The sequence below is a fragment of the Pseudoalteromonas sp. S4741 genome, from assembly GCF_005886135.1.
GTDB lineage: Bacteria > Pseudomonadota > Gammaproteobacteria > Enterobacterales > Alteromonadaceae > Pseudoalteromonas > Pseudoalteromonas tetraodonis.
On record NZ_PNCN01000022.1, the window covers coordinates 35,294 to 57,051 of the forward strand.

Annotated in this window: 21 protein-coding genes; 6 read left to right on the top strand and 15 right to left on the bottom strand. The window is 39.1% G+C overall.

The window, feature by feature from the left end; all coding sequences use genetic code 11:
- Positions 1-11 precede the first annotated feature (11 nt).
- From CWC30_RS03690 to CWC30_RS03720, 9 genes are all read right to left on the bottom strand, one after another.
- The gene (locus CWC30_RS03690) at positions 12-632 is read right to left on the bottom strand and encodes a DsbA family protein (RefSeq protein WP_128583728.1); all 621 of its coding nucleotides are present in this window, start codon (positions 630-632) and stop codon (positions 12-14) included.
- Complete coding sequence (locus CWC30_RS03695; protein WP_013463324.1) at positions 610-1,716, bottom strand: GGDEF domain-containing protein; 1,107 nt, start codon at positions 1,714-1,716, stop codon at positions 610-612. Before CWC30_RS03695 ends, CWC30_RS03690 begins: the two co-directional genes overlap by 23 nt.
- Positions 1,713-3,602, bottom strand: a complete 1,890-nt coding sequence (locus CWC30_RS03700) for a methyl-accepting chemotaxis protein (protein ID WP_138626458.1) — start codon at positions 3,600-3,602, stop codon at positions 1,713-1,715. Before CWC30_RS03700 ends, CWC30_RS03695 begins: the two co-directional genes overlap by 4 nt.
- A 238-nt stretch (positions 3,603-3,840) precedes the next feature.
- Positions 3,841-4,107, bottom strand: a complete 267-nt coding sequence (locus CWC30_RS18630) for a hypothetical protein (RefSeq protein ID WP_249929821.1) — start codon at positions 4,105-4,107, stop codon at positions 3,841-3,843.
- Positions 4,098-4,904 carry a M1 family aminopeptidase gene (locus CWC30_RS18635; RefSeq protein ID WP_248532306.1) on the bottom strand — a complete coding sequence of 269 codons (807 nt, stop codon included), beginning with the start codon at positions 4,902-4,904 and terminating at the stop codon, positions 4,098-4,100. Before CWC30_RS18635 ends, CWC30_RS18630 begins: the two co-directional genes overlap by 10 nt.
- A gap of 74 nt (positions 4,905-4,978) precedes the next feature.
- On the bottom strand, positions 4,979-5,329 hold the full coding sequence (locus CWC30_RS18640; protein ID WP_249929822.1) for a hypothetical protein: 351 nt from the start codon (positions 5,327-5,329) through the stop codon (positions 4,979-4,981).
- A 277-nt stretch (positions 5,330-5,606) separates the two neighbouring features.
- Positions 5,607-6,122, bottom strand: a complete 516-nt coding sequence (locus tag CWC30_RS03710; RefSeq protein WP_064663205.1) for an RNA methyltransferase — start codon at positions 6,120-6,122, stop codon at positions 5,607-5,609.
- Positions 6,122-6,634 carry a YcgN family cysteine cluster protein gene (locus CWC30_RS03715; RefSeq protein ID WP_138626459.1) on the bottom strand — a complete coding sequence of 171 codons (513 nt, stop codon included), beginning with the start codon at positions 6,632-6,634 and terminating at the stop codon, positions 6,122-6,124. Before CWC30_RS03715 ends, CWC30_RS03710 begins: the two co-directional genes overlap by 1 nt.
- 96 nt (positions 6,635-6,730) lie before the next feature.
- Positions 6,731-8,548 (bottom strand): DUF885 domain-containing protein, encoded by a 1,818-nt coding sequence (locus CWC30_RS03720; RefSeq protein ID WP_138626460.1) that lies wholly within the window; start codon positions 8,546-8,548, stop codon positions 6,731-6,733.
- A 159-nt stretch (positions 8,549-8,707) separates the two neighbouring features.
- Here CWC30_RS03720 and CWC30_RS03725 point away from each other — a divergent pair, with 159 nt between their 5' ends.
- Positions 8,708-9,979, top strand: coding sequence for a Xaa-Pro dipeptidase (locus CWC30_RS03725; protein ID WP_171034683.1), 1,272 nt, complete (start codon positions 8,708-8,710; stop codon positions 9,977-9,979).
- A gap of 293 nt (positions 9,980-10,272) precedes the next feature.
- On the top strand, positions 10,273-12,693 hold the full coding sequence (locus tag CWC30_RS03730; protein WP_138626462.1) for a TonB-dependent receptor: 2,421 nt from the start codon (positions 10,273-10,275) through the stop codon (positions 12,691-12,693).
- A gap of 60 nt (positions 12,694-12,753) precedes the next feature.
- Here the strand turns inward: CWC30_RS03730 and adhP are convergent, their stop codons facing one another.
- Positions 12,754-13,764 carry an alcohol dehydrogenase AdhP gene (gene adhP, locus CWC30_RS03735; RefSeq protein ID WP_036984016.1) on the bottom strand — a complete coding sequence of 337 codons (1,011 nt, stop codon included), beginning with the start codon at positions 13,762-13,764 and terminating at the stop codon, positions 12,754-12,756.
- Between the two features lie 217 nt (positions 13,765-13,981).
- On the opposite strand from adhP, the gene CWC30_RS03740 reads away from it, so the two are divergent.
- Complete coding sequence (locus CWC30_RS03740; protein ID WP_013463314.1) at positions 13,982-14,530, top strand: GbsR/MarR family transcriptional regulator; 549 nt, start codon at positions 13,982-13,984, stop codon at positions 14,528-14,530.
- Between the two features lie 48 nt (positions 14,531-14,578).
- On the opposite strand, the gene CWC30_RS03745 is transcribed toward CWC30_RS03740, so the two are convergent.
- Together CWC30_RS03745 and CWC30_RS03750 are read right to left on the bottom strand one after the other, a co-directional pair.
- A complete protein-coding gene (locus CWC30_RS03745; RefSeq protein WP_016900168.1) occupies positions 14,579-15,595 on the bottom strand; it encodes a lytic murein transglycosylase in 1,017 nt (338 codons plus the stop codon).
- On the bottom strand, positions 15,588-15,869 hold the full coding sequence (locus CWC30_RS03750) for a YcgL domain-containing protein (RefSeq protein ID WP_036984015.1): 282 nt from the start codon (positions 15,867-15,869) through the stop codon (positions 15,588-15,590). The genes CWC30_RS03745 and CWC30_RS03750 overlap by 8 nt, the downstream gene beginning before the upstream one ends.
- 155 nt (positions 15,870-16,024) lie before the next feature.
- On the opposite strand from CWC30_RS03750, the gene minC reads away from it, so the two are divergent.
- The 3 genes from minC to minE are packed head-to-tail and all read left to right on the top strand — an operon-like array spanning position 16,025 to position 17,809.
- Complete coding sequence (gene minC / locus CWC30_RS03755; protein ID WP_036984014.1) at positions 16,025-16,729, top strand: septum site-determining protein MinC; 705 nt, start codon at positions 16,025-16,027, stop codon at positions 16,727-16,729.
- 5 nt (positions 16,730-16,734) lie between these two features.
- Positions 16,735-17,544 carry a septum site-determining protein MinD gene (gene minD / locus CWC30_RS03760; RefSeq protein WP_138626463.1) on the top strand — a complete coding sequence of 270 codons (810 nt, stop codon included), beginning with the start codon at positions 16,735-16,737 and terminating at the stop codon, positions 17,542-17,544.
- Position 17,545: 1 nt separating this feature from the next.
- Complete coding sequence (gene minE / locus CWC30_RS03765) at positions 17,546-17,809, top strand: cell division topological specificity factor MinE (protein ID WP_008111532.1); 264 nt, start codon at positions 17,546-17,548, stop codon at positions 17,807-17,809.
- 54 nt (positions 17,810-17,863) lie between these two features.
- Here the strand turns inward: minE and rnd are convergent, their stop codons facing one another.
- The 3 genes from rnd to CWC30_RS03780 form a co-directional block, all read right to left on the bottom strand.
- Positions 17,864-18,994 carry a ribonuclease D gene (gene rnd / locus CWC30_RS03770; RefSeq protein WP_013463308.1) on the bottom strand — a complete coding sequence of 377 codons (1,131 nt, stop codon included), beginning with the start codon at positions 18,992-18,994 and terminating at the stop codon, positions 17,864-17,866.
- 50 nt (positions 18,995-19,044) lie between these two features.
- Positions 19,045-20,697 carry a long-chain-fatty-acid--CoA ligase FadD gene (gene fadD, locus CWC30_RS03775; protein WP_138626464.1) on the bottom strand — a complete coding sequence of 551 codons (1,653 nt, stop codon included), beginning with the start codon at positions 20,695-20,697 and terminating at the stop codon, positions 19,045-19,047.
- A gap of 115 nt (positions 20,698-20,812) precedes the next feature.
- Positions 20,813-21,664 (bottom strand): alpha/beta fold hydrolase, encoded by an 852-nt coding sequence (locus CWC30_RS03780; RefSeq protein WP_069439734.1) that lies wholly within the window; start codon positions 21,662-21,664, stop codon positions 20,813-20,815.
- Between the last annotated feature and the right edge of the window lie 94 nt (positions 21,665-21,758).

Genomic DNA, 21,758 nt, shown 5'->3' on the forward strand with positions numbered 1-21,758 from the left:
TGGGATTAAGTTTACAAGTAAGATTGTATTTCAATCAGGGTTTGTCGCCAATCTGTGTAGTTAATAGCAATAGGGTAAGCGCGATTGTTATGTATTAATACTAACGACGGAAAACCTTGAATAGGTAAACTGCGAACATAATTAAGCTCATCATCAAAGCGACGCTTAAGCTCATTAGAGTGAAGTAACTGTGCAAATAAACGGGCGTCTAAACCAATTTTTTCGCTTAGTTTAATTAAAACCGCTTCATCCGATGGGTTTTGTGCCTGTAAATAATATGCCTGCTGTATTGCCGCTATCATCTGTGGTTCTTTGTTGAAGCTGCGAGCAATTAAAGCGGCCCTGCAAGAGGGATAGGTAGAACGGCGAGGTTGGCAGTCTCGCCAAAAATCAAAATTAAACTCTGTGCCTAACTGGCTGCTAATTTTTTGCCATATGGCTTGTAGTTGCAACTGCATATCCTGACTCATTGGCAAGTCAGTATCTGCAGCTAAACCACCCACTCTGTACTCAATGGGAAGTTTGTTTGCTAAGGCAGCCTCAAGCGCATGCCAAGTCGGTGCATAACCCCAGCACCAGCTACACATAGGGTCGTGTACATATATTAATTTACTCTGAGGCGTGTTGATCATGTACAGATACCACCTTATTTCTACCTTGCGCCTTAGCGCTGTATAAATACTGATCCGCTTGCTTTAACGCATTATTATAATCATCTACACTGTTAGCCTGAGCAATACCCATACTACACGTTAATGATACTCGCTGATGTTTGTCGGTTAGCATCACATGGTTTTGCACACATTCTCTAAAACGGTTGGCCAAAATGCTGGCCTCAAGGGTTGTTTGTTGCGGTAAAATAACCACAAACTCTTCGCCGCCATAACGTGCTTTAAGCGCTGTTGCAGGAAACTGAGACTCTAATAACTTAGTAAATTCAATTAAAACCGTATCACCAAAATCATGCCCGTAGCTGTCGTTTAATTGTTTAAACTTATCTAAATCAATGAGTAAAATAGACAGCGGCAAATAATGTTCTGGCCTTGAAGCTGCTAGCTTTAAAAAATGTGAGGTAATAAAGCGACGATTAGGCGCCCCGGTAAGCTGATCGGTATGAGCATGCTGTTTTTGCTCTAAGGTGATATCAGCAATTGCTAAATGACTGCGGTGACGAAAATATTCACCTATAAACGAAAACACTAACACCAGCGAAAATGCAGCAACAAAACGGGTCTTTTCTACCGCGCCATAAATAACTTGCCCCATATCAGGGCCATACAACATAACAATACAGCTCAATAACATGGCACTGCTTAACCAGGCGCCAAACTTCACACCCAGTATGGCAAATGCAGCAACGGGATAAAACATTAGCCAATATAAAGCAGTGTTTTCTTTACCGCCGGTGTATACCAAAGCTAAGCACATCACAAATACAATCACTAAAGTGATGAGGGCGATTGCATCAATCTGCTTTGTTTTCATAAAATAAATAATACACCCTACAATCGTTACGTTAACCACAATTAACGCAATAGTAAGGATTGGTGCATACACGTGATGATTGGCAATTACTAAATAGGTAATTAACACCAAGGCAATCGCTATCATGGTAAATAACGAAAATACTTGGCGTTGTTTATCAAAGCTATAAACGCTGTCAATATTGATTAAATTGAGCCAGCTTGGCTTATTTATTTTTGTTTTACTGATCATACTTTGAATTTTTTAACCATGCGCTCTAAGTCACTAAATTGATGCTTAAGTTTGGTACACTCTTCCAAAGTAAGATTTAGGTTTGATTGGCCTTGAATCGATAAGTCGCTGATAACGTGAATATCGCTATGTAATGACTTAACCACTTGATTTTGCTCATCCGTAGCATTAGCGACACTATGATTGGCGTCGGTTATTTGCTTTATCGCGCTGATTATTTGTTTCATTACTTCGCCAACCGCATCCGCTTGCTGAACACTTTTTTCACTTTCTTCTAAACTGGTTTTCATAAGCTCAACGGCAGAGCTTGAACCTTTTTGTAATTCAATGACGGTGTTTTCTATTTCTTGGGTTGATTGCTGAGTACGCTTTGCTAGTTGCCTTACTTCATCGGCAACAACCGCAAATCCTCTTCCCGCTTCACCAGCACGAGCCGCTTCTATCGCCGCATTTAAAGCCAGCAAATTGGTTTGCTCACTCACCCCTTTTATTACTGCCAGTACATTTCCTATATTAGCGGTATGCAAGTCTAAACTATTTATGGTTTCTTGCGCTTGCTCTATATTTTGTGACAGTTGATGAATACTTGAAACGTTGTTTGTGAGGGTCTGTTGATTCTTAGCACAGTATTGATCTGCATCTTTGGCAAGCGTCGAGGCATTGTTGGCACTGGTTGAAATTTCTGTTGAGGTAGCTGAAAACTGATTAATTGCCGACGCCACACTGTTGGTGCGCTCACTTTGGTCGTCATACTTAGTTAATGTTGAGTCTGTCTGCGTAACCAAATTAGCAACTGCCGTTTCCAGTAACTGCGTTGAAGATTTAACCTGAATTATTGAATTTTGGATTTTTTCTATAAAAATATTAAACGAATTGCTCAATTGACCAAATTCGTCATCGTTTTCAACGCTTAACCGACAGGTTAAATCGCCCTCACCCTGCGCTATGTCTCTAATGGCATCATTGAGACGATACATAGGGCGCATCAAATAACGCAGTAAAAATTCCAGTGACGCAACAATTACTAAAATACCAATAATTAAAAATACAATTGCCTTTTGCCCAAACGAAGAAACACTTGAATACGCTTTATCTTTATTGACTACTACACCTAGATACCAATCAACGTTTTCAATACCACGAATTTTAGTAAAGGATACCAGCGAGGTTTCACCTGCTACTTGATACTCGGTGAATTCTCTTGCTAACGGTGCATTTTTACCAATTAAGTCAGCGACTGTTTTTGAATTTAATTTACTATCAGGATGACTTAATATTTGCCCTTTATTATCAAGTAAAAAACCATAACCGAGTCCTAAAAAATCAATATCTCCAATAATGTCAGCGATGGTTTGCATATCAATATCTGCCCCCGCAACCCCTTTAAATTGGCCATTACTATTAATAGGGGCAACGGCAGAAATTGTCAGTTCGTTGGTCGTTACATCAATATAAGGCGTTGTAAAAGCCGTTGTTGTTTTATTTTCTACTAATTTATACCAAGGGCGACTTGTCGCATCAAAATCGCTGGGGAGTACAACACTTTGATCATTTAAAATAAATGTCCCCGATGATTTACCTATATAGGTATTTTTAAAATCTCCCGCAAGCTCAGCGGTATTTAATTGCGAAAGCGTTAAAGACTTGGCATCGTCATCTTGGTATGTTTTTGCGATAGAGATCACAATCGCTAATTTATTATTTAGCCAGCTTGCAATATTTTTAGAGACAGACTCAGAGTTTTGCTCTAGTACCAGCGATAACTGCTCTTGAGTTTGATGCCGCATTGAAAAATAATTATTTATGGTGAAAACACCTAACACTAAAACTAACACTAATGATGCAGCAATGGTGATTTTGGAGGTGAATTTAAGCGAGCTAAACATAAGTACCTTTAGTATTAATCATTATTATCAGTGTCTTTTTTAACAAATTTTTAACTGAATGTCTTAGCAAATATGATTTCAATGAAATTAAAGAACAAAAATAATAATAAATAACTAGTTCTTTCAAGGATGACTTTGCCACAGTGCGTTTAATTTTTAGACTAGCAGAGCTAGATAAATAAGTGTTTAAAAGCACTATGGGGATAAATTTTATCCCCATAGTAACGCTTTATCTAAATTATTCATCTTGTTGGCACTGGCTTGTGATCGGTAATTGCCTAAGCACTTTCATCTGTGGATCAACAATAATATGATCAACAGGTTTAGCTTTAATGGTAATGACTCCTTCAATTGGTATATAAACTTGAAGCTGGCCATTGATTGAAATGGGTATTGGCACTTTAAAAGGTGTCGCATCTTTTTCACTTTTGCTCCAATATAAATTGGCCACGTTATTTTGACGTTCTATGGTTAGTGTGGGCAATGCAGCTTGTTTTAAATACACATCAAATAGCCAGTTATAGTCTTTTTTTGTAATGTGATTAACAATATCAATAAACTGCTGCGTGTTGCTTGCCAAAATAACTCATCACCAATTAACCAACGCAAAGTGTGTAATGTCCAGCCTCCTTTACCATAAATATCTGAGTTAAAGGCTTCTTTTGAGCTTAATTCACCCTCTTTTACAATAGGTTGGCAGTTTTTAATCCCTAAATAGGCTTTATACATTGCATGGTTATAAGCGGCCTCACCAAAGGTATATAAACTGTAAGTCGGTTGCATGTAAAAGCCAAAACCTTCATGTAACCACGCATCATTCAATTGCTCATAAGTCATTAAATTACCAAACCACTCATGCGCTAATTCATGCTGAATAAGCCAATCATAACTACTAGGGTCGCGAGTATACCCTTTGCCATAAGCATTTATCGTTTGATGCTCCATGCCTAAATGAGGCGTTTCTAAAAAGCCAAGTTTTTGTTGCCCCCATGGAAATGGACCTAACACAGATTCAAAAAATGCCATTTGTTGATAAACATCGTTGCTGAGCAAATTACTGGCTTTTTGCCTATTTTCAGGTAACACCCAAAATTCCACAAGAATGTCAGTACCATTTATACTGGTATATTGCTGTTGAATGCGCTCAAATGGGCCAATATTCAGCGCAATGTTGTAATCACTCGCAGGCTCAGATAAAAACCAATCAAACTCGGTAGTCTTGTTTTGTAATACAGTTACATTTTTTAGTACCCCGTTACTGGCAACATGCAATCCAGTGGGTACCGTTACCCGTATACGCATACTATCGGCTTTGTCACTAAAGTGATCTTTACAAGGCCAAAATAAATCACAGCCCTCACCTTGTACTGCTGTCGCTATCCAAGGTTTACCATCGTTTGTTTCACTAAATACAAAACCACCACTCCATGGAGGATTAAGCGCAATATGTGGCTTGCCTGAAAGTTAATAGCAACTTCAACCACTTCTCCCGGGTACTTTTTCTCATATAAGTTAATCGTAACCACACCACGAGAATGGATAAATTCAGCTTTCTTATCAGCCACTGTTACTGTGTTTATACTAAAGCGACTGTCGAGTTTTAGTTCAATTTGCTGAGTTTCTTTAATGACCCGAAATACTGTTTTCCCTGTGTCGGCTATCTGCTTTTCTTCTAGAAAAACGGCTAACTTAAGATCATAGAAAATAACATCGGTTGATTGAGCCACGCTAGATAATGGTTGACCAGTATTAGCAACGAGGGGATCTAATTTTGCAGGTTTGCTGGTGCAGACACTGAGTATATATCAATGTAACAACCAAGTAACACCTAATCACATGGTGCAAGAACAACATAAATAATAAGCTCTTATAATTATAATTTTTTAATATAATTACATAGTTTTACGTTTATAGTGTTTAAAAATACGAATTGCTTATTTTTTAAGTTAACTAGTTACTTTATTTTACATTTAGCAAGGGATAAACCTTAAACAGCAAATATGTTTAAGGTTGTTTTTGCCATTTCATTTTATTATTGGTATCGCGTGAAGTGATAATGGTTTCATCACTACTTTGAATACCGCCAAGCTTGGCGAGTCGGTCATAAAGAACAACATTACAGGTTGCTGCTAAATTCATACAGCCTATGGTTGGAATATAAACAACTTCATCACACCACTTTAAAACGTCTTTTGGCACTGAACCATCCTCTGGGCCGAAAACATAAAATGCGTTCTCAGGGTGGGTAAACTCAGGCAAGGGAGTCGCCCCTTCTATTAGCTCTATCACCACCACTTTAGCACCTTCAGGTTTACTTGATGCTAAATTATCAGTGGCGGTTAATGGAATACGTTGCACTACATTTTTAGTATCGGTATGAAATTTCTGTGCGTTTAAATAACGGTTGCCAGTAAAAAAAACCTGCTGTGCGTCATAACAGCCTGCGGCGCGTAATACGCCCCCCACGTTGGTCGGGCTTTTTGGATTAATTAAACCAATACTTGCTTGTAATTTACTCATTAGTTGCAATCCTTGGTTGGCCACTCGGCTATATACAAATCAAAATCTTCTAGCTTTACGTCACAGTCTTTTACGGTTTTATCTTTAACAGAAATGTTTAGCTCGTGCATTTTAGTTTTTTCGCCGTTATTAAGTAACGGATGCCACGTTGCTAATCCACGTCCTTCGTGAAGTCGGCGATAGCTACAGCTTTGCGGCATAAAGAAAATGTCTTTGAGGTTTTCTTTGGTAAGCTTAACGCAAGAAGGCACTAAGGTTTGGCGGTTTTCGTATTCACTACAACCACAGGTTGCGTTATTAAGGTATTGGCAAACAATATTGGTAAATATAAGTTGCTCACCTTCTCTTAGCTGATCAGTGGCGGTAAAGTCATCTTCGTCTTCGCTGTCAATAAAGGTGTTTAAGCAACACTTTCCGCATCCGTCACAAATGGCTTCCCATTCTTGCTGGTTCATTTCATTGAGACTTTTGCTAAGCCAAAATTGGGTTTTTGCTAATTGTTGATCAAACATGGTGTTCTCGCGCCTTTTAAGAGCGCGCATTCTAACGTATTGCAGCAAAGCGCGCAAAGCCAATCCCTGTTCAAATAATGACTTTGCGCGATTATGTTACTGCTGAGATTTAACCCAACGTTTAATTTTTTGCTCTAAGATAGGCATAGGCAATGCGCCATCTATTAATATTTGCGTATGAAAGGCTTTAATATCAAATTGCTCGCCTAACTGCTGGTGGGCGTAATCTCTAAGCTCTTTAATTTTAAACTCACCCAATTTGTACGATAATGCTTGCCCAGGCCATGCAATATAACGTTCCACTTCAGCAATTACATCGCTTTTTGCCATTGAAGAGTTAGCTAACATGTAGTCAATGCCTTGTTGACGTGTCCACCCTTTGGCATGAAAACCTGTATCAAGCACTAAACGCATAGCTCTTAGCTGCTCATCGTTAAGACGCCCGTACCACATATACGGGTCGGTAAATAAGCCAAGCTCTTTGCCAAGACTCTCTGCGTATAATGCCCAGCCCTCAGCAAACACAGTGTAGCCGCCAAATTTACGAAAATCGGGCAGGCTTTCTACTTCTTGTTGCAGTGCAATTTGAAAGTGATGACCAGGTGCTGCTTCATGAATAGATAGCGTTTCAAGTAAAAATTTAGGCTGCGCTTTTAAGTTGTAAGCATTAATGTAAAAGATACCCGGACGAGAACCATCTGGTGCAGGCCCTGCATAAGATGCCCCCGCTGCCGATTGGGCACGATACGCTTCTACTGCTTTAACAATGTAAGGGGCTATAGGCTCAATATTAAATAATCGCGGTAAGCGCGCATCTATTTTTAGTTTAATATCTTCATAGGCGGCAATTAACTCATCGGCTGTTTTATAATAAAACTCATCTGAGTCACGTAAATGATCAAAAAACGATGCTAAATCACCTTCAAATCCCACGGTGTTTTTAACCGTTTTCATTTCACTTAAAATTCGAGCCACTTCACTTAAGCCAATGTCATGAATTTCATCTGCTGATAAACTCAACGTGGTGTTTTTCTTGATTTGATATTCGTACCACGCTTTACCATTAGGTAAATCAGCATAACCAACAGAATCGCGAGCATGAGGAATATAGTCGTTGAGTAAAAACTCACTCATACGCTGATAAGCGGGCACTAATTTATCTAAAATAAGCGTTTTATACTGCTCAGTGAGTTGCTGTTTTTGTGCATTAGAAAATGAGTCGGGCATGGCCTTTATTGGTGAATAAAATAATGAATCTTCTGCGTTAGTTACTACGTGCACTTTAAACTGAGGCAATAATTTTTTAGCCAACGGCATAGGCAATACTACACCTTGTTTAACACCTTGCGCCATTGATTGTTCAACACTGGCTAACCATTTCACAAAACCATCAGCACGTTTAATAAATTGCTCATAGTCGGCAACAGTATTAAAGGGCTGTGCACTTTGCCCTGAACCAAATCCAGCAAAAGTATTATGTGCTCCCGACATTTGGTTAATCGGTAACAAATAATCTTTATATTGCATCCCCTCAAGCTTTAGGGCTAAATCTCGCGATAATACTTCAAAGTTAAGTAGCGCCTGCCCTGTTAATTGTGATTCATCGATTAGCGTTAAACGTTGTTGATATTTTTTATAAAAAGCAGTTTTTTTATCACGATTAGCCTGCGATATCACCGGCAAAAATTGATCATCGAATTCATGGCGACCGTTATAAGTGGCGCTTAAGGGATTAAAGGTTAATGACTCATCGTAGTACTGGGCAACGAGCACATCCAACTGTTGCTCGGCTGATAACTCGCTTATTACAGGCGCGACCGGCTGATTTGTGTTTAATTGTGAGCTGGTGCTCATACAACCACTTAAGGCAAACATAACGCTACTGGCAACCAGTGCTATTTTAATAACTTTCATAAAGATCCTTGTTAGTTTTTACCCGCTAATTATGCGGTTTTAAATGGCTTAAATAAAGTAATTACGGTGAGTGGGATTCGTCGCTAGATAATTTACTCAATAGCTAATGATTGCTACATTCAGGTAAATTTAAATAATTAAATAATAAAAATGATCAAAATAAAAAAACATTTACTAACTACATCAATCGCATTACTGAGCTTAACCAGCGCAAGTACACTGGCAACCACCTATATATCGGCCAAAGCTTTGCTTGATGTAAAAACTGGAGAGCTAAAAGCTAATCCGTTAATCGCGATTGACGAGGGTGTAATAAGCCAAATTCAATTTAATAAAAAGCCAACGCTTACCAGTAATGATGAACTGATTAACCTACCTGAACTCACCTTAATGCCGGGGTTGATGGATATGCATGTGCATTTAACCAGCGATCCAACCGTTTCGCGCAGTGAACGTATAGGCCAATCAGTACCCCGTATGGCTATTAAAGCCAGTTACTTTGCTAAAAAAACATTAGAAGCCGGCTTTACCACAGTGCGTAACCTAGGTGCAGAAGGCTTTAGTGTTATTGCGGTTCGCGACGGCATTAATGCAGGTGATATTATTGGCCCTCGCATCTGGGCTGCAGGCCCTTCTTTGGGGATTACTGGCGGACACTGTGACAATAATCGTTTGCCTCCAGAAATGAAGTATACCGCCTCGGGGGTTGCTGATGGCCCATGGGCTGTTCGCATTAAAGTACGTGAAAATATTAAATATGGCGCTAATGCAATTAAATTATGTGCAACTGGTGGGGTATTTTCTAAAGGCACAAAGGTGGGCATACAACAATACGCATTTGAAGAAATGAAAGCCATTGTGGATGAAGCGCACATGCGAGAATTGCCTGTTGCGGCTCACGCACACGGCACTAACGGCATTAAAACAGCCATTAAAGCCGGTGTAGACAGCGTAGAGCATGCTAGCTTTTTAGACGATGAAGCGATTGAGCTTGCTATAAAGCACGGTACTTGGCTCTCTATGGATATTTACAATACCGAGTATACACTGAGCTTTGGTGAGCAAAATGGGGTAGATGAAGAGAACCTAAATAAAGAACGTCTTGTTTCTAAAAAGCAAAGAGACAGCTTTAAACGCGCCGTTGAAGCTGGGGTTAACATGGTATTTGGTACAGATGCGGCTATTTATCCACATGGTGATAATGCGAAACAGTTCTCGCGAATGGTTGAATTTGGTATGAGTGAATTACAAGCTATTCAAGCCGCGACAATTAATAGTGCTAAATTACTAAAGGCAGATTCACAACTGGGGCAAATTAAAACTGGTTTTGCTGCTGATATTATAGCGGTGAGTGCTAACCCACTTAAAAATATTTCTACACTAGAGCGTATTCCTTTTGTAATGAAAGCCGGTGTCGTTTACAAGCAGTAAACCCAAAACATCTTTATAAGGTTGAGCTTAGCTCAACCTTAACAATTTTTTAGCTAATGTAGTTAAACTGCCCATTTAATCATCAATACTTTTTTAGATTCTCTCTTAGTAAAGCCAACTAGCGACTGCAATACCCCGTTAATATTTTTAAATGTGATTGTTTTTAAATCATATTGTATAACTATCAAGCAAACACACCTATTAAAGTAAAAAAGTTTGAACTTTTTATTTTATTTTAAAATGATAACCATTATCATTCACGCAAATTAACAAATGCGAATGGTTATCACTCTATGAAAAGGTTTCAATACTCACTACTCACACTCGCGTGCTTAAACGCGCACTTGGCATTGGCAAACGAGTCACAAGTTAATTCCGATATTGAACGTATCAGTGTTTACGAGCAACAAAACCGAGTGGTAATGAGCTCAGGTTTGGCTACTAAATCTGATATGTCACTAATGGAAACCCCTGCACCCGTGGTCATTGTTGATAAAGCGCTTATTGCATCGCAAGGTATTGATAGTTTACAAGATGTGATCCGTAATGTAAGTGGTTTAACGCAAGCCGGTAACAACTATGGCATTGGTGATAATTTAGTAATTCGTGGTTTAGGTGCTAATTATACGTATGATGGCATGTACGGTGGCGCAGGATTAGGCAATACATTTAACCCAACGCGCTCTTTAACTAATGTTGAATCAATTGAAGTATTAAAAGGCCCAGCAACTGGTTTATACGGCATGGGCAGTGCTGGTGGGGTGATCAATCTTATTGAAAAAAAGCCGCAGTTTAACGAGCAACATACCTTAGAAATGGATATTGGTCAGTGGGATAGTTATTCACTGGCGCTCGATAGCACCAATGCAATAACAGACGACTTAGCTTATCGAGTCATGGCAAAAACCGCCTCTAGCGATGGCTTTCGTGATTTAAAAGAACAACGTGATGAAATTTATTCGTCTTTAAAATATGTTCTAAATGATCAACATGCGTTTGTGTTATCCGGAGCCTATATCAAGGACGCCATTGCTGTAGATTCTATCGGCCACCCTATTCGTATTTTTAACAGTGAATCGGTTAATGGTTTAACTGCAGATGAAGTATCAGGCGCCGAATTAGTGAATGACCCTACAGCAAGTGGCTTACAATTGAGTGAAGCACAACGAAATGAACTAGCTAACTCTTTGGCAAGCAATGATGGTTTAACACCCTTTAACTTTGGCACCAATGGCATAATATCACCGATGGCAAAGGATAACGAAGGTGAAGAGCTGCGTTTTAAATTAGCCCATAATTATTACATTAATGATGATTTATTTGTTAATCAACAACTACAGTACCGTAATTACACCTCAAGTTTTGCCCGTCAAACAGGTGCTTACAACTACGTTTACTGGAAACGTAACGGCGTGATCAACCAAGACCCACGCGCACCGCTAGTTGTTGATGACGTGTTATACCCTTTTGCAGCCAGACGCCAAGAGTACCGCCAAGTAGAAGCGGATGAAAAATCATGGCAGTACTTTTTAGATTTACGTTATGACTTTATGCTCGGTAACATAGAAAACGAATTACTGGTTAACGCTAACTATGAAGATCGTGATATTCGTTTTAAACAATATTCTATTTACGATGCCGATAAGGTCATTAAAAACAAAGCCGGTGAGGTAATTTATCAAGGCGCACTGCCGTATATTTTTGATATGCGTCAGCCAAATTGGCCTACAGGTAAATTTAATGATTACGATCCGCTTAAAACCAGTGATTATAATAAAAAAGTACAAGCATGGGGTTTAGGCCTTCAGCATGTTGCCTACATTAACGATAAAATCACCACCCGTATTGGGATTGCTCATAACCGTATAAAACAAAGTTACGAGCATTTTGGTGTTGACCCACGTTATAGTCAAAGCCGCGCAAACCCAACGCCAGAGGCAAACACTTCAGATAGCGGTTTAACGTACAATTTAGGAGCGACTTATCAATTAAGCACTGACATGGCTTTATTTTTAAATCACTCAAAAGGTCGTACTGCCTACAGTGTACTTGGATCTGTTGCTGGTAATGAAGCCGATAGAGAAGACTCAGAATCTGTTAGTAACGATTTAGGATTTCGTTTTAAAGCGTTTGATGACCAATTACTGGCTTCAATTGTAGTATTTGAAAGTGCACGTACTAATTTAGAATATGCCAACCCACTTTATGAAGCAGGCGTGTCTGCACCAAACGTAGTGGAGAGCTTCTTTGATGGTGAAGAACAAACCAAAGGCGTAGAAATTGACTTAAATGCGTATTTGAACGATCAATGGAAAGTTAACATCAACGGGGTTTATCAAGATGCTCGCGATAAGACTAACCCAAACAGCACAAGCTTTGATACTCGCCAAAAAGGCGTGCCTTATGTAACTGCTAGCTCATGGGTAACTTACTCTGCTGCATTATTTGAATTACCTCACGCAATAGATTTAAGCGCAGGCTTAACGTTTGTTGATAAGCGCAGTACTAACTCAAGTTCGTTCGGTATTGATAACGGCTACGTCCCCGCTTATACCGTGTATGATGCTGCAGTTAGCTATAAAGCAGACAACTGGCAAATGCAATTAAACATTAATAACCTGTTTAATAAAAAATACTATTCTAAAGCCATGTTTTTAGGCGGTATGCCAGGTGAGGAAAGAAATGCAAAGTTAAGCTTTAGTTATACGCTTTAACACAATGCGCACAAGCCAGGTTGGTTTGTGCGCACTATATTTTGGTATAGTTAGGTATAGTTAGATTGTAACAACTATACGGCCGTTAATTTCGCCTTTGAGCATATCATCGAAAATTTCATTAATATCTTCGAGTTTTTTCTCTTCAATGATAGCTTTTACTTTACCTTGTGCGGCAAATTCAAGGCATTCTTGCAGGTCTTTACGTGTACCTACAATAGAACCTACTACTGAAACACCATTTAGCACAGTATCAAAAATTGGCAATGGCATATCTTCTGGCGGTAAGCCAACTAATACGCATTTGCCCCCACGGCGAACACTTTTATACGCTTGTTCAAACCCAGGTTTTGATACTGCGGTACAAACAACAGCATGCGCGCCACCTACTTGCTCAAAAATAGCCTCACTAGGCACCACTTCTTTAAAATCAAGCGTAATATCGGCGCCTAACTCTTTAGCTAAGGCCATTTTTTCTTCACCTGTATCTACAGCAATAACATTAAAGCCCATTGCTTTTGCATATTGCACCGCTAAGTGACCTAAACCGCCCACACCAACAATAGCAACCCATTGACCCGGTTTTGCATCTGATACTTTTAATGCTTTATACGTTGTTACGCCGGCACAGAATAACGGTGCAGCTTCAGCAAAGCCTAATCCTTCCGGTATTTTGATGATGTAATCACCATGTGCTAAACAATATTCTGCATAACCACCATCAATTGAGTAACCGGTATTATGTTGCGATAAACACAGGGTTTCACGTCCATCTAAACAAAATTCACAATGGCCACAGGCGCTATACAACCAAGGTACACCCACTCGGTCGCCCACTTCTAAATGTTTAATATTACTGCCTAGTTTTTCTATTACACCCACGCCTTCGTGACCTGGTACCAATGGCATTTTTGGTTTTACCGGCCAATCACCATGACACGCATGTAAATCGGTGTGACATACACCACAAGCGGCTATTTTAACCAGCACATCGTTAGGACCTACCTCTGGGATTGGTAAATCGGTGATCGCCAACTTGCCTTTATATTCTGTATTTATTGCTGCTTTCATAGTCATTCCATCGTTTATAAAAAATTTATGCTATTTAACAAAGACGTTAAACAACAATGTCATGTTACATACCCGCAACATAACCTACTATAGATGCTTTAATATTAATCTATATCAATCATTAGTCGTAAAACGTGGTTTTTTATCCAAGCTAAACGCTTGCCATACTTAACCAGCGTGCTAGCATAGCTTTCATTTATTTTTGAAACTTGTAACAATGACATTATCAGAAAAAAACTTTGCCTTTGTAATGCATTGTGGCGAGATGGGCAGCCGCTGGGGATTTAATCGTACAATCGGCCAAATGTGCGGATTACTTATTATTACCAAAGATCCAATGACGGCAAACCAAATCGCAGATGCACTGAGTATTTCACGCGGTAACGTAAGTATGGGAATTAAAGAATTACAATCTTGGCAGCTGATCAAGGTAATGCATATCCCAGGAGATAGAAAAGAATACTATGCACCTGCAGGCGATATTTGGGATATGGCTAATCGCGTGTTTGAAGAACGTAAAAAGCGTGAAGTAGAACCTACGCTTAGCTTACTTAGAGATAACTTATTAGATGAAGCAAGTAACGACGATGAAATTTATGCACAAAAACAAATGGGCGAAATTCATAACTTACTTGAAACAGTGACTAAATGGTCGTCAGAGTTACAACGCTTAACCCCAGAGCAGCTCAACAAACTAATGAAGCTAGGTTCAGGCATTGGCAAAGTCATTGACCTCAAAGATAAAATATTCAAAAAAGAGCAATAACCATTAAAAAAAGCCGCAATGAGCGGCTTTTTAGTTATTCGCTTGAGCTTAAATTTTTGGGTAAGCAATTCTATCTGACAAATAACCTACGCTGGTAGCAAAGTAGTATGAACGATTCCAGTGCATAAATACTTTGTAGTTATCGTATGCTAAATACATGCGTCCATTTATATCATCCGGCATGACTAATGCTGCATCTACAGCAACCGTAGGTAAATCACTGCCATCAACACGACGAACACCTAATGCTTGCCAATCTGCTAAGGAGCGCTCTGATTTGTCCCAATACTCTAGCCATTGCTTTCGGGTTTTAGTACCGCGCTTTAATATATACTGCTTATCAAAGTCAGCGGGCAATTGTACCTGGCGACCCCAGGTTAAATTATCATTCCAACCCTCTTGCTTTAAGTAATTAGCAATTGAAGCAAACGCGTCTTCTTTGGTTGTCCAAATATCTTTGCGGCCATCGTTGTTGTAATCAACGGCGTAGGCATTAAATGAGGTTGGCATAAATTGGGTTTGACCCATAGCACCCGCCCAAGAGCCTTTAAATTTATCAAGCGTGATATGACCCGACTTTAATATATCCAGTGCTGCCCACAATTGGCGTTTGTATAACGCTTCACGACGTCCATCAAATGCTAAAGTTACTAAGGATGAAATAACATTGTGGCCGCCTTGAATAGCGCCAAAATTGCTTTCTAAACCCCAAATAGCCACAATAAAACGCGCTTGAACACCAAAGTCTTTTGCTACTTTTTCTAAGACTTCTTGGTTTTCTTTATACAATTTACGCGCACGATCTATTTTCCATTGCGGTACTCGTTTTGGTAAATACGTTTCCAGCGTTTCTTTTACTTCTGGCTGGTTTTTGTCTGCTGAAATGACTTTTTCTTTATAAGATGCAGTGGCAAATGCTTGCTCAATTAACTGAGTATCGTAGCCTTTTGCAATTGCCTCTTGCTTTAAATTAGTAAGATATTGTTGAAACTCAGCTTGTGTTTTTGCCATTACCGATGAGCTTAAACACACACCACACAATACAACCGCTAATTTTTTAATCACTATCTACTCCATTTTGTTTTCTTAATTGACTTAGCAAGTTTTCCTCAGGTGGCGGAATTTGTAAATAATAGCCTTGGTCGCTAAGCGACTGTTTTAAAGTGTCTAAATCCGCTACGCCTAATTGAGTTCGCTTCGCTAAGTTAATGATCATCACGTACTGAGGTTGACCAAACATGGTCATTAAAGGTTCCGGAACTTTACTAAAATCGTCTCTTTTTTCAATAAATAAGAAAGTATCTGCTTTTTTCTTACTTTTATATACCGCAGTTAGCATTATGGCCCTATAAAATCTTGCTTAACAGTGCTACACACTATAACATGGCAATAATAATAAGTTATAAAAATTAGTGTGGAAACTGTAATAAAAGCCTTGTTCAGCCTAGGTTTATATAAAGTTACATGCTAACTAGACAATCCAGTTGAGCATCTATGTCGGACCAAATTTTTGAGCTAAAAGGCAACCTTTTTACGTTATCAGTTTTGCATCTTTATAGTACTGATATTAACCTTTTAGCAGAACAACTGTATGTAAAAATTGCCCAAGCCCCAAAATTCTTTGAGGGTGCCCCTATCGTCGTCAATTTAATTGAAGTAAAAAACAGCGCAATCGACTTTGTTCACTTAAAATCGCTTATTGAACGCATGAGCTTTAATGCTGTGGGTGTATGTAATGGTTCGGATGAACAGCATAAACAGGCAAAAGCCGCAGGGTTGTCTGTTTTAAACTATTCTCAAGACGTTAGGAGCGAAGGCGCAAGAGTAGAGCCAAATACTTCGGTTGTAGAAAAAACCGTGTATTTACCAGCGCAAATTATTAATGGTGCGGTGCGCTCAGGCCAACAAGTTTACGCCAAAGACCGCGACTTGGTGGTGTTAGGCGCGGTAAGCCATGGCGCAGAAGTTATTGCCGATGGCAATGTACATATTTACGGAACCCTACGAGGGCGTGCAATTGCCGGTGCAAAAGGGCTCGAAAACGCATACATATTTTGTAATAAATTAGAAGCAGAACTCGTTTCAATCAATGGTAATTACTGGATCAGTGACTCACTGCAAGGTGAACACTGGGGTAACGCAGTTCAAATACAACAAAAAAATGAATCTTTAGAAATTTCAGCTTTGGTTAAAGGATAAATCTCATGGCAAAAATAATTGTCGTTACCTCGGGTAAAGGGGGTGTTGGTAAAACAACATCAAGCGCAGCAATTGGTACAGGCTTAGCATTAAAAGGCTACAAAACTGTTATCATCGATTTTGATATCGGCTTACGTAATTTAGACCTCATCATGGGTTGTGAACGTCGCGTAGTGTATGACTTTGTTAATGTGATCAATGGCGAAGCTAACCTTAATCAAGCACTCATAAAAGACAAACGTGTAGAAAAGTTATTTTTACTTCCTGCTTCACAAACTCGCGATAAAGACGCACTCACCCGTGATGGTGTTGAACGCGTATTGAACGAGTTAAAAGAAGACTTTGACTATATTGTTTGTGATTCTCCTGCAGGTATTGAAGCCGGAGCTATGATGGCGATGTACTTCGCTGATGAAGCTATAGTTACAACCAACCCTGAAGTCTCGTCAGTACGAGATTCGGATCGTATTCTAGGCATTTTACACAGTAAATCGAAACGTGCCGAAGAAGGTTTAGAAAACATTAAAGAGCATTTGCTAATAACACGCTATAATCCAGATCGTGTAACAAAAGGTGAAATGCTATCTGTTGAAGATATCCAGGACATCCTAGCCATCGACTTACTAGGTGTCATTCCTGAATCTCAAGCAGTGCTTAGTGCATCAAACTCTGGACAGCCGGTAATTCTTGATAGCGAATCAGACGCAGGTCAAGCTTATGCTGATGCGATCAGTCGTTTATTAGGCGAAACGGTTGAATTTAGATTTTTAGATGTAGAGAAAAAGGGTTTATTCAAACGGATATTTGGAGGTTAATGTGTCTTTACTTGACTACTTCCGCTCAGAAAAGAAAAACAGTGCGTCATTAGCAAAAGAGCGATTGCAGATCATTGTCGCGCACGAGCGTTCTCAGCGTGGAACACCAGATTACTTGCCACAATTAAAGCAAGATATTCTTGATGTGATCCGTAAGTACGTTAATGTAGGCGCCGATGCGGTTCAAGTTCAGTTTGATCAAAATGAAGACGATTTAGCGGTACTCGAGCTCAATGTCACATTACCTGACGAAGAAAAGAAATAACAAACAAGGGCGCTAAGCGCCCTTTTTATTTGTTTGTAACTCGCCTTTATGACTTTAATTATCCCACTCTTTAAGAGCGTCTTTAACAAAGTCATAGCGCCATGAACTGAGTAAATCTGGCTTTATGTGTTTTTCTTTTTGCTGAGCAGTTAACTTCCAATTCCAACTAATTAGCTGATTTATTTGCTTTTTAGAGGCCATAACGTCTTCTGGAATGTTATGCTCTTTAGCAACTTTAGTAATTTTTTGTTTGATCTCCTTCGCTACTTTTTTATAGGTAGGAAAATCAATTAACCGCTTTAATACTTGTGGGTGTTGCTCAGCTGGAATGGCTTTGGCCTGCTCAATACACTTTAAAATTTCAACCCCAGAACGATTCACTTCAATGGGTTCTACCCCAGGAATTTGTCTCAGAGCATTTAAACTTGAAGGGCCTCGTTTGGCAATTTCGGTCATATTGTGCTCTTTAAGTACAAAATTAAGCGCTAGATTTTTACGAATGGCTTTATTTCGACGCCATACTGCTAACTCTTTAAGTACCGCTAGTTCATGCGGCTTAAGTTGCCATGCATTTTTAATTTCTTTGTAAAGTAGCTCATCCGGAATTTGAAAAGCACGTTTATTGGCAACTAATTCACTTTCATTGATCACAATATCAAATAAATCAGCGGCTTTAATGCTATCTATAATTAACTCAAAACATGGCAGCAGGTGATACGTATCAGCAGCAGCGTATTCAAGTTGCTTTTGAGTAAGGGGGCGTTGTAACCAATTAGTGCGCGATTCGCTTTTATCAATCTCAATATTCAATAATGTTTTCACCATTAAGGCAAAGCCCATACAGTTTCCCTCACCTAATAGCTGAAGTGCAAACTGGGTATCGAATAAAGGATAAGGAACAAACCCTGCGTACTTTTGAAAAACTTCAATATCTTCTGAGGGTGAATGGAGTACTTTTAGCACTTTAGGATCTTTAAGTATTTGCCAAAAATCAAACAAGGAAAGCTCGGCAAGCGGGTCAATAAGCGCTAAATGTTCGCCATCATAAACTTGAATAAGTGCAACTTCTGGATACAAAGTACGGCGGCGCATAAACTCGGTATCAATAGCAAGAATGGGTTTGTTTTTAATTTGTTCTACAAACGTATTAAGCTCATTTTGGGTTTGGATCAATTGGTAGTGCACTGAGTCTCCTACAATAAAAAAGCCGACTGATGTCGGCTTTTTTATAGTTGCTAATCTTTTAAGGCTCTTCTGAGAATTTTACCCACGTTAGTTTTGGGTAACTCATCCTTAAACTCAACGAGTTTAGGAACCTTGTAATTAGTTAAATTATCACGACAATGTTTTATTATATCTTTTTCAGTTAAAGAAGGGTCTTTTTTCACAACAAAAACTTTAACTTGTTCACCACTAATGTCATGAGGGATACCAATTGCAGCAACTTCTAATACACCTTCGTGCATGGCAACCACTTCTTCTATTTCATTTGGGAAAACATTAAAGCCTGAAACAATAATCATGTCTTTTTTACGATCAACAATGTAGAAAAAACCTTCGTCATCGTAAGTGGCAATATCACCAGTTGCAAACCAGCCATCTTTTAAACATTCAGCCGTTGCATCAGGGCGATTATAATAACCAAGCATCACTTGCGGACCTTTTACCCACAGTTCACCCGGCTCACCTTTAGCAGCTTCTTCACCGTTATCGAGCATTAATTTAATGTCAGTACTTGGCGCAGGTAGACCGATAGAGCCATTATAAGCTTCTAAATCATACGGGCTAATTGTGACTAAAGGAGAACATTCTGTCAGGCCATAGCCTTCCATTAGTTTGCTGTTAGTGACCTTTTGCCATTTTTCTGCAACAGGGCGTTGTACTGCCATGCCGCCGCCTAATGACATTTTAAGGTGACTAAAATCAAGCTCAGAGAAACCAGGGGTATTTAATAAGCCATTAAATAAAGTGTTCACCCCTGTGATAGCAGTAAATTTATGCTGACTAAGCTCTTTTACAAATCCAGGCATATCACGTGGATTAGTAATTAAAACGTTTAAGCCGCCGTATTTCATAAATGTTAAACAGTTCGCTGTTAATGCAAATATATGATAGAGCGGTAGCGCGGTAATAACCACTTCTCTACCACGCTCAAGCACGTTATCTAAACAACCAGATACTTGCTCAAGGTTACCCACCATATTACCGTGGCTCAACATTGCCCCTTTAGATACACCGGTTGTACCACCGGTGTATTGTAAAAATGCTAAATCGCTTAAGTTAACCTCTGGGCGCTTATAGCCATTCAGATCAGCTTTTAATAAATCACAAAAGTTAATCGTGTTAGGCAACGTATAGCTTGGTACCATTTTTTTGAAATACTTAACAACAAAATTGACTAAATGCTTTTTGAGTCCGCCCATCATGTCACCAACCTGCGTAACCACAATGTGTTTAACGTCAGTATTAGGCAGTGCTTTTTCAAGCGTGACAGCAAAGTTAGCAAGAATAAATATTGCTGATGTTTCAGAATCTTTTAATTGGTGCTCTAGCTCACGAACGGTATATAGCGGATTAACGTTAACCACCACACACCCTGCGCGTAAAATACCTAATATAGCAATTGGGGTTTGCAACAAGTTAGGCATCATAACAGCGACTTTATCGCCCTTTTTTAACCCTAAATCGTTTTGAATATAAGCCGCAACACGTTTTGTTGCCGCGTCAATTTCGTTATATGACAATGTTTTACCCATATTAGTAAATGCAGGTAAATCTTTGTAATCATTAAAACTTTTTTCAAACACTTCGAGTAACGAGTTGTAGTGCTCAGGATCGATTGTTTCAGGCATACCTTCTGGGTAGCGCTTAAGCCAGATTTTTTCCACTCTTAGCCCCTGTTTATAATTATATTTTTATTAACCTTAATCTAAGTAAGGCACTTTCACAATTGAGCAAATACTCTAATCTAGAGATAATCCCACATTTATCGGTAATATACAATTAACATGCACTACTTTGCACCATAAATGCGTGAATGTGTTCAAAACATAGTCCACTACTTTGCATATGGCAATGATGCCCACCTGGCACATCTATTACACTCAAGTTATTGTAATATTTACTATACTTGTCTAGATTTTGTTTTACAAATGGATAACCTTTATCACCTAATATTAATTGACATGGTGCAATTAATTCTTTTATTGCACCAATACATTGCGCTTCATCAAATCGAAAACCTGAGTGATTTTTAAGCTTAGGATCAGTCGTTAACTCAAACCCACTGTGCATTTGTTTTATGTTTCTGTCCATCAACAACGCGATTAGTTCATCATTTAAATCAGTTGTTTTTGCACGCGCTTGATAAATTTGTTGTTTTGAAGTGTATACCCGTGATTTTTTTGTACTAAACCTTGCTCGGTTTAGTATGGCATTTCTTAGTTGAGAACACACTTCATCGCTATCGGTGGTAACACAGCCTATACCTTCAATAAAAGAAACCGATTTTACGTACTCACTAAAACAACTAGCAAACAGCCCTGCTACCATAGCCCCCATAGAATGACCAACCAAGTGTACCTTCTTTAACTTAAGCGCTGTGATTAATGCATACACATCATCCACATAATCAATAAAGTAGTAATGTGCTTGAGGGCTTCGCCAAGATGACAGTCCATGCCCTGGAAAGTCAATGCAATACCATGTTTGCGAAGGTGCAGCACGACTCAGCATAGGCACGAAGCTAGCACAATTATCTAGCCAGCCATGCAGAGCGATAACGACGTCTTCACCGTCTCCAAATTTAATACCGTGTATATCTAAGTCATTAGCTTTTACCGAAAATGGTTGCAACGCAAACCTCAACTTTTTTATTTGGTTATGGCCATAACATACAAGAGTTAATACACAAATAATAGAACTGAACTAATAGAACACACACTTAAAT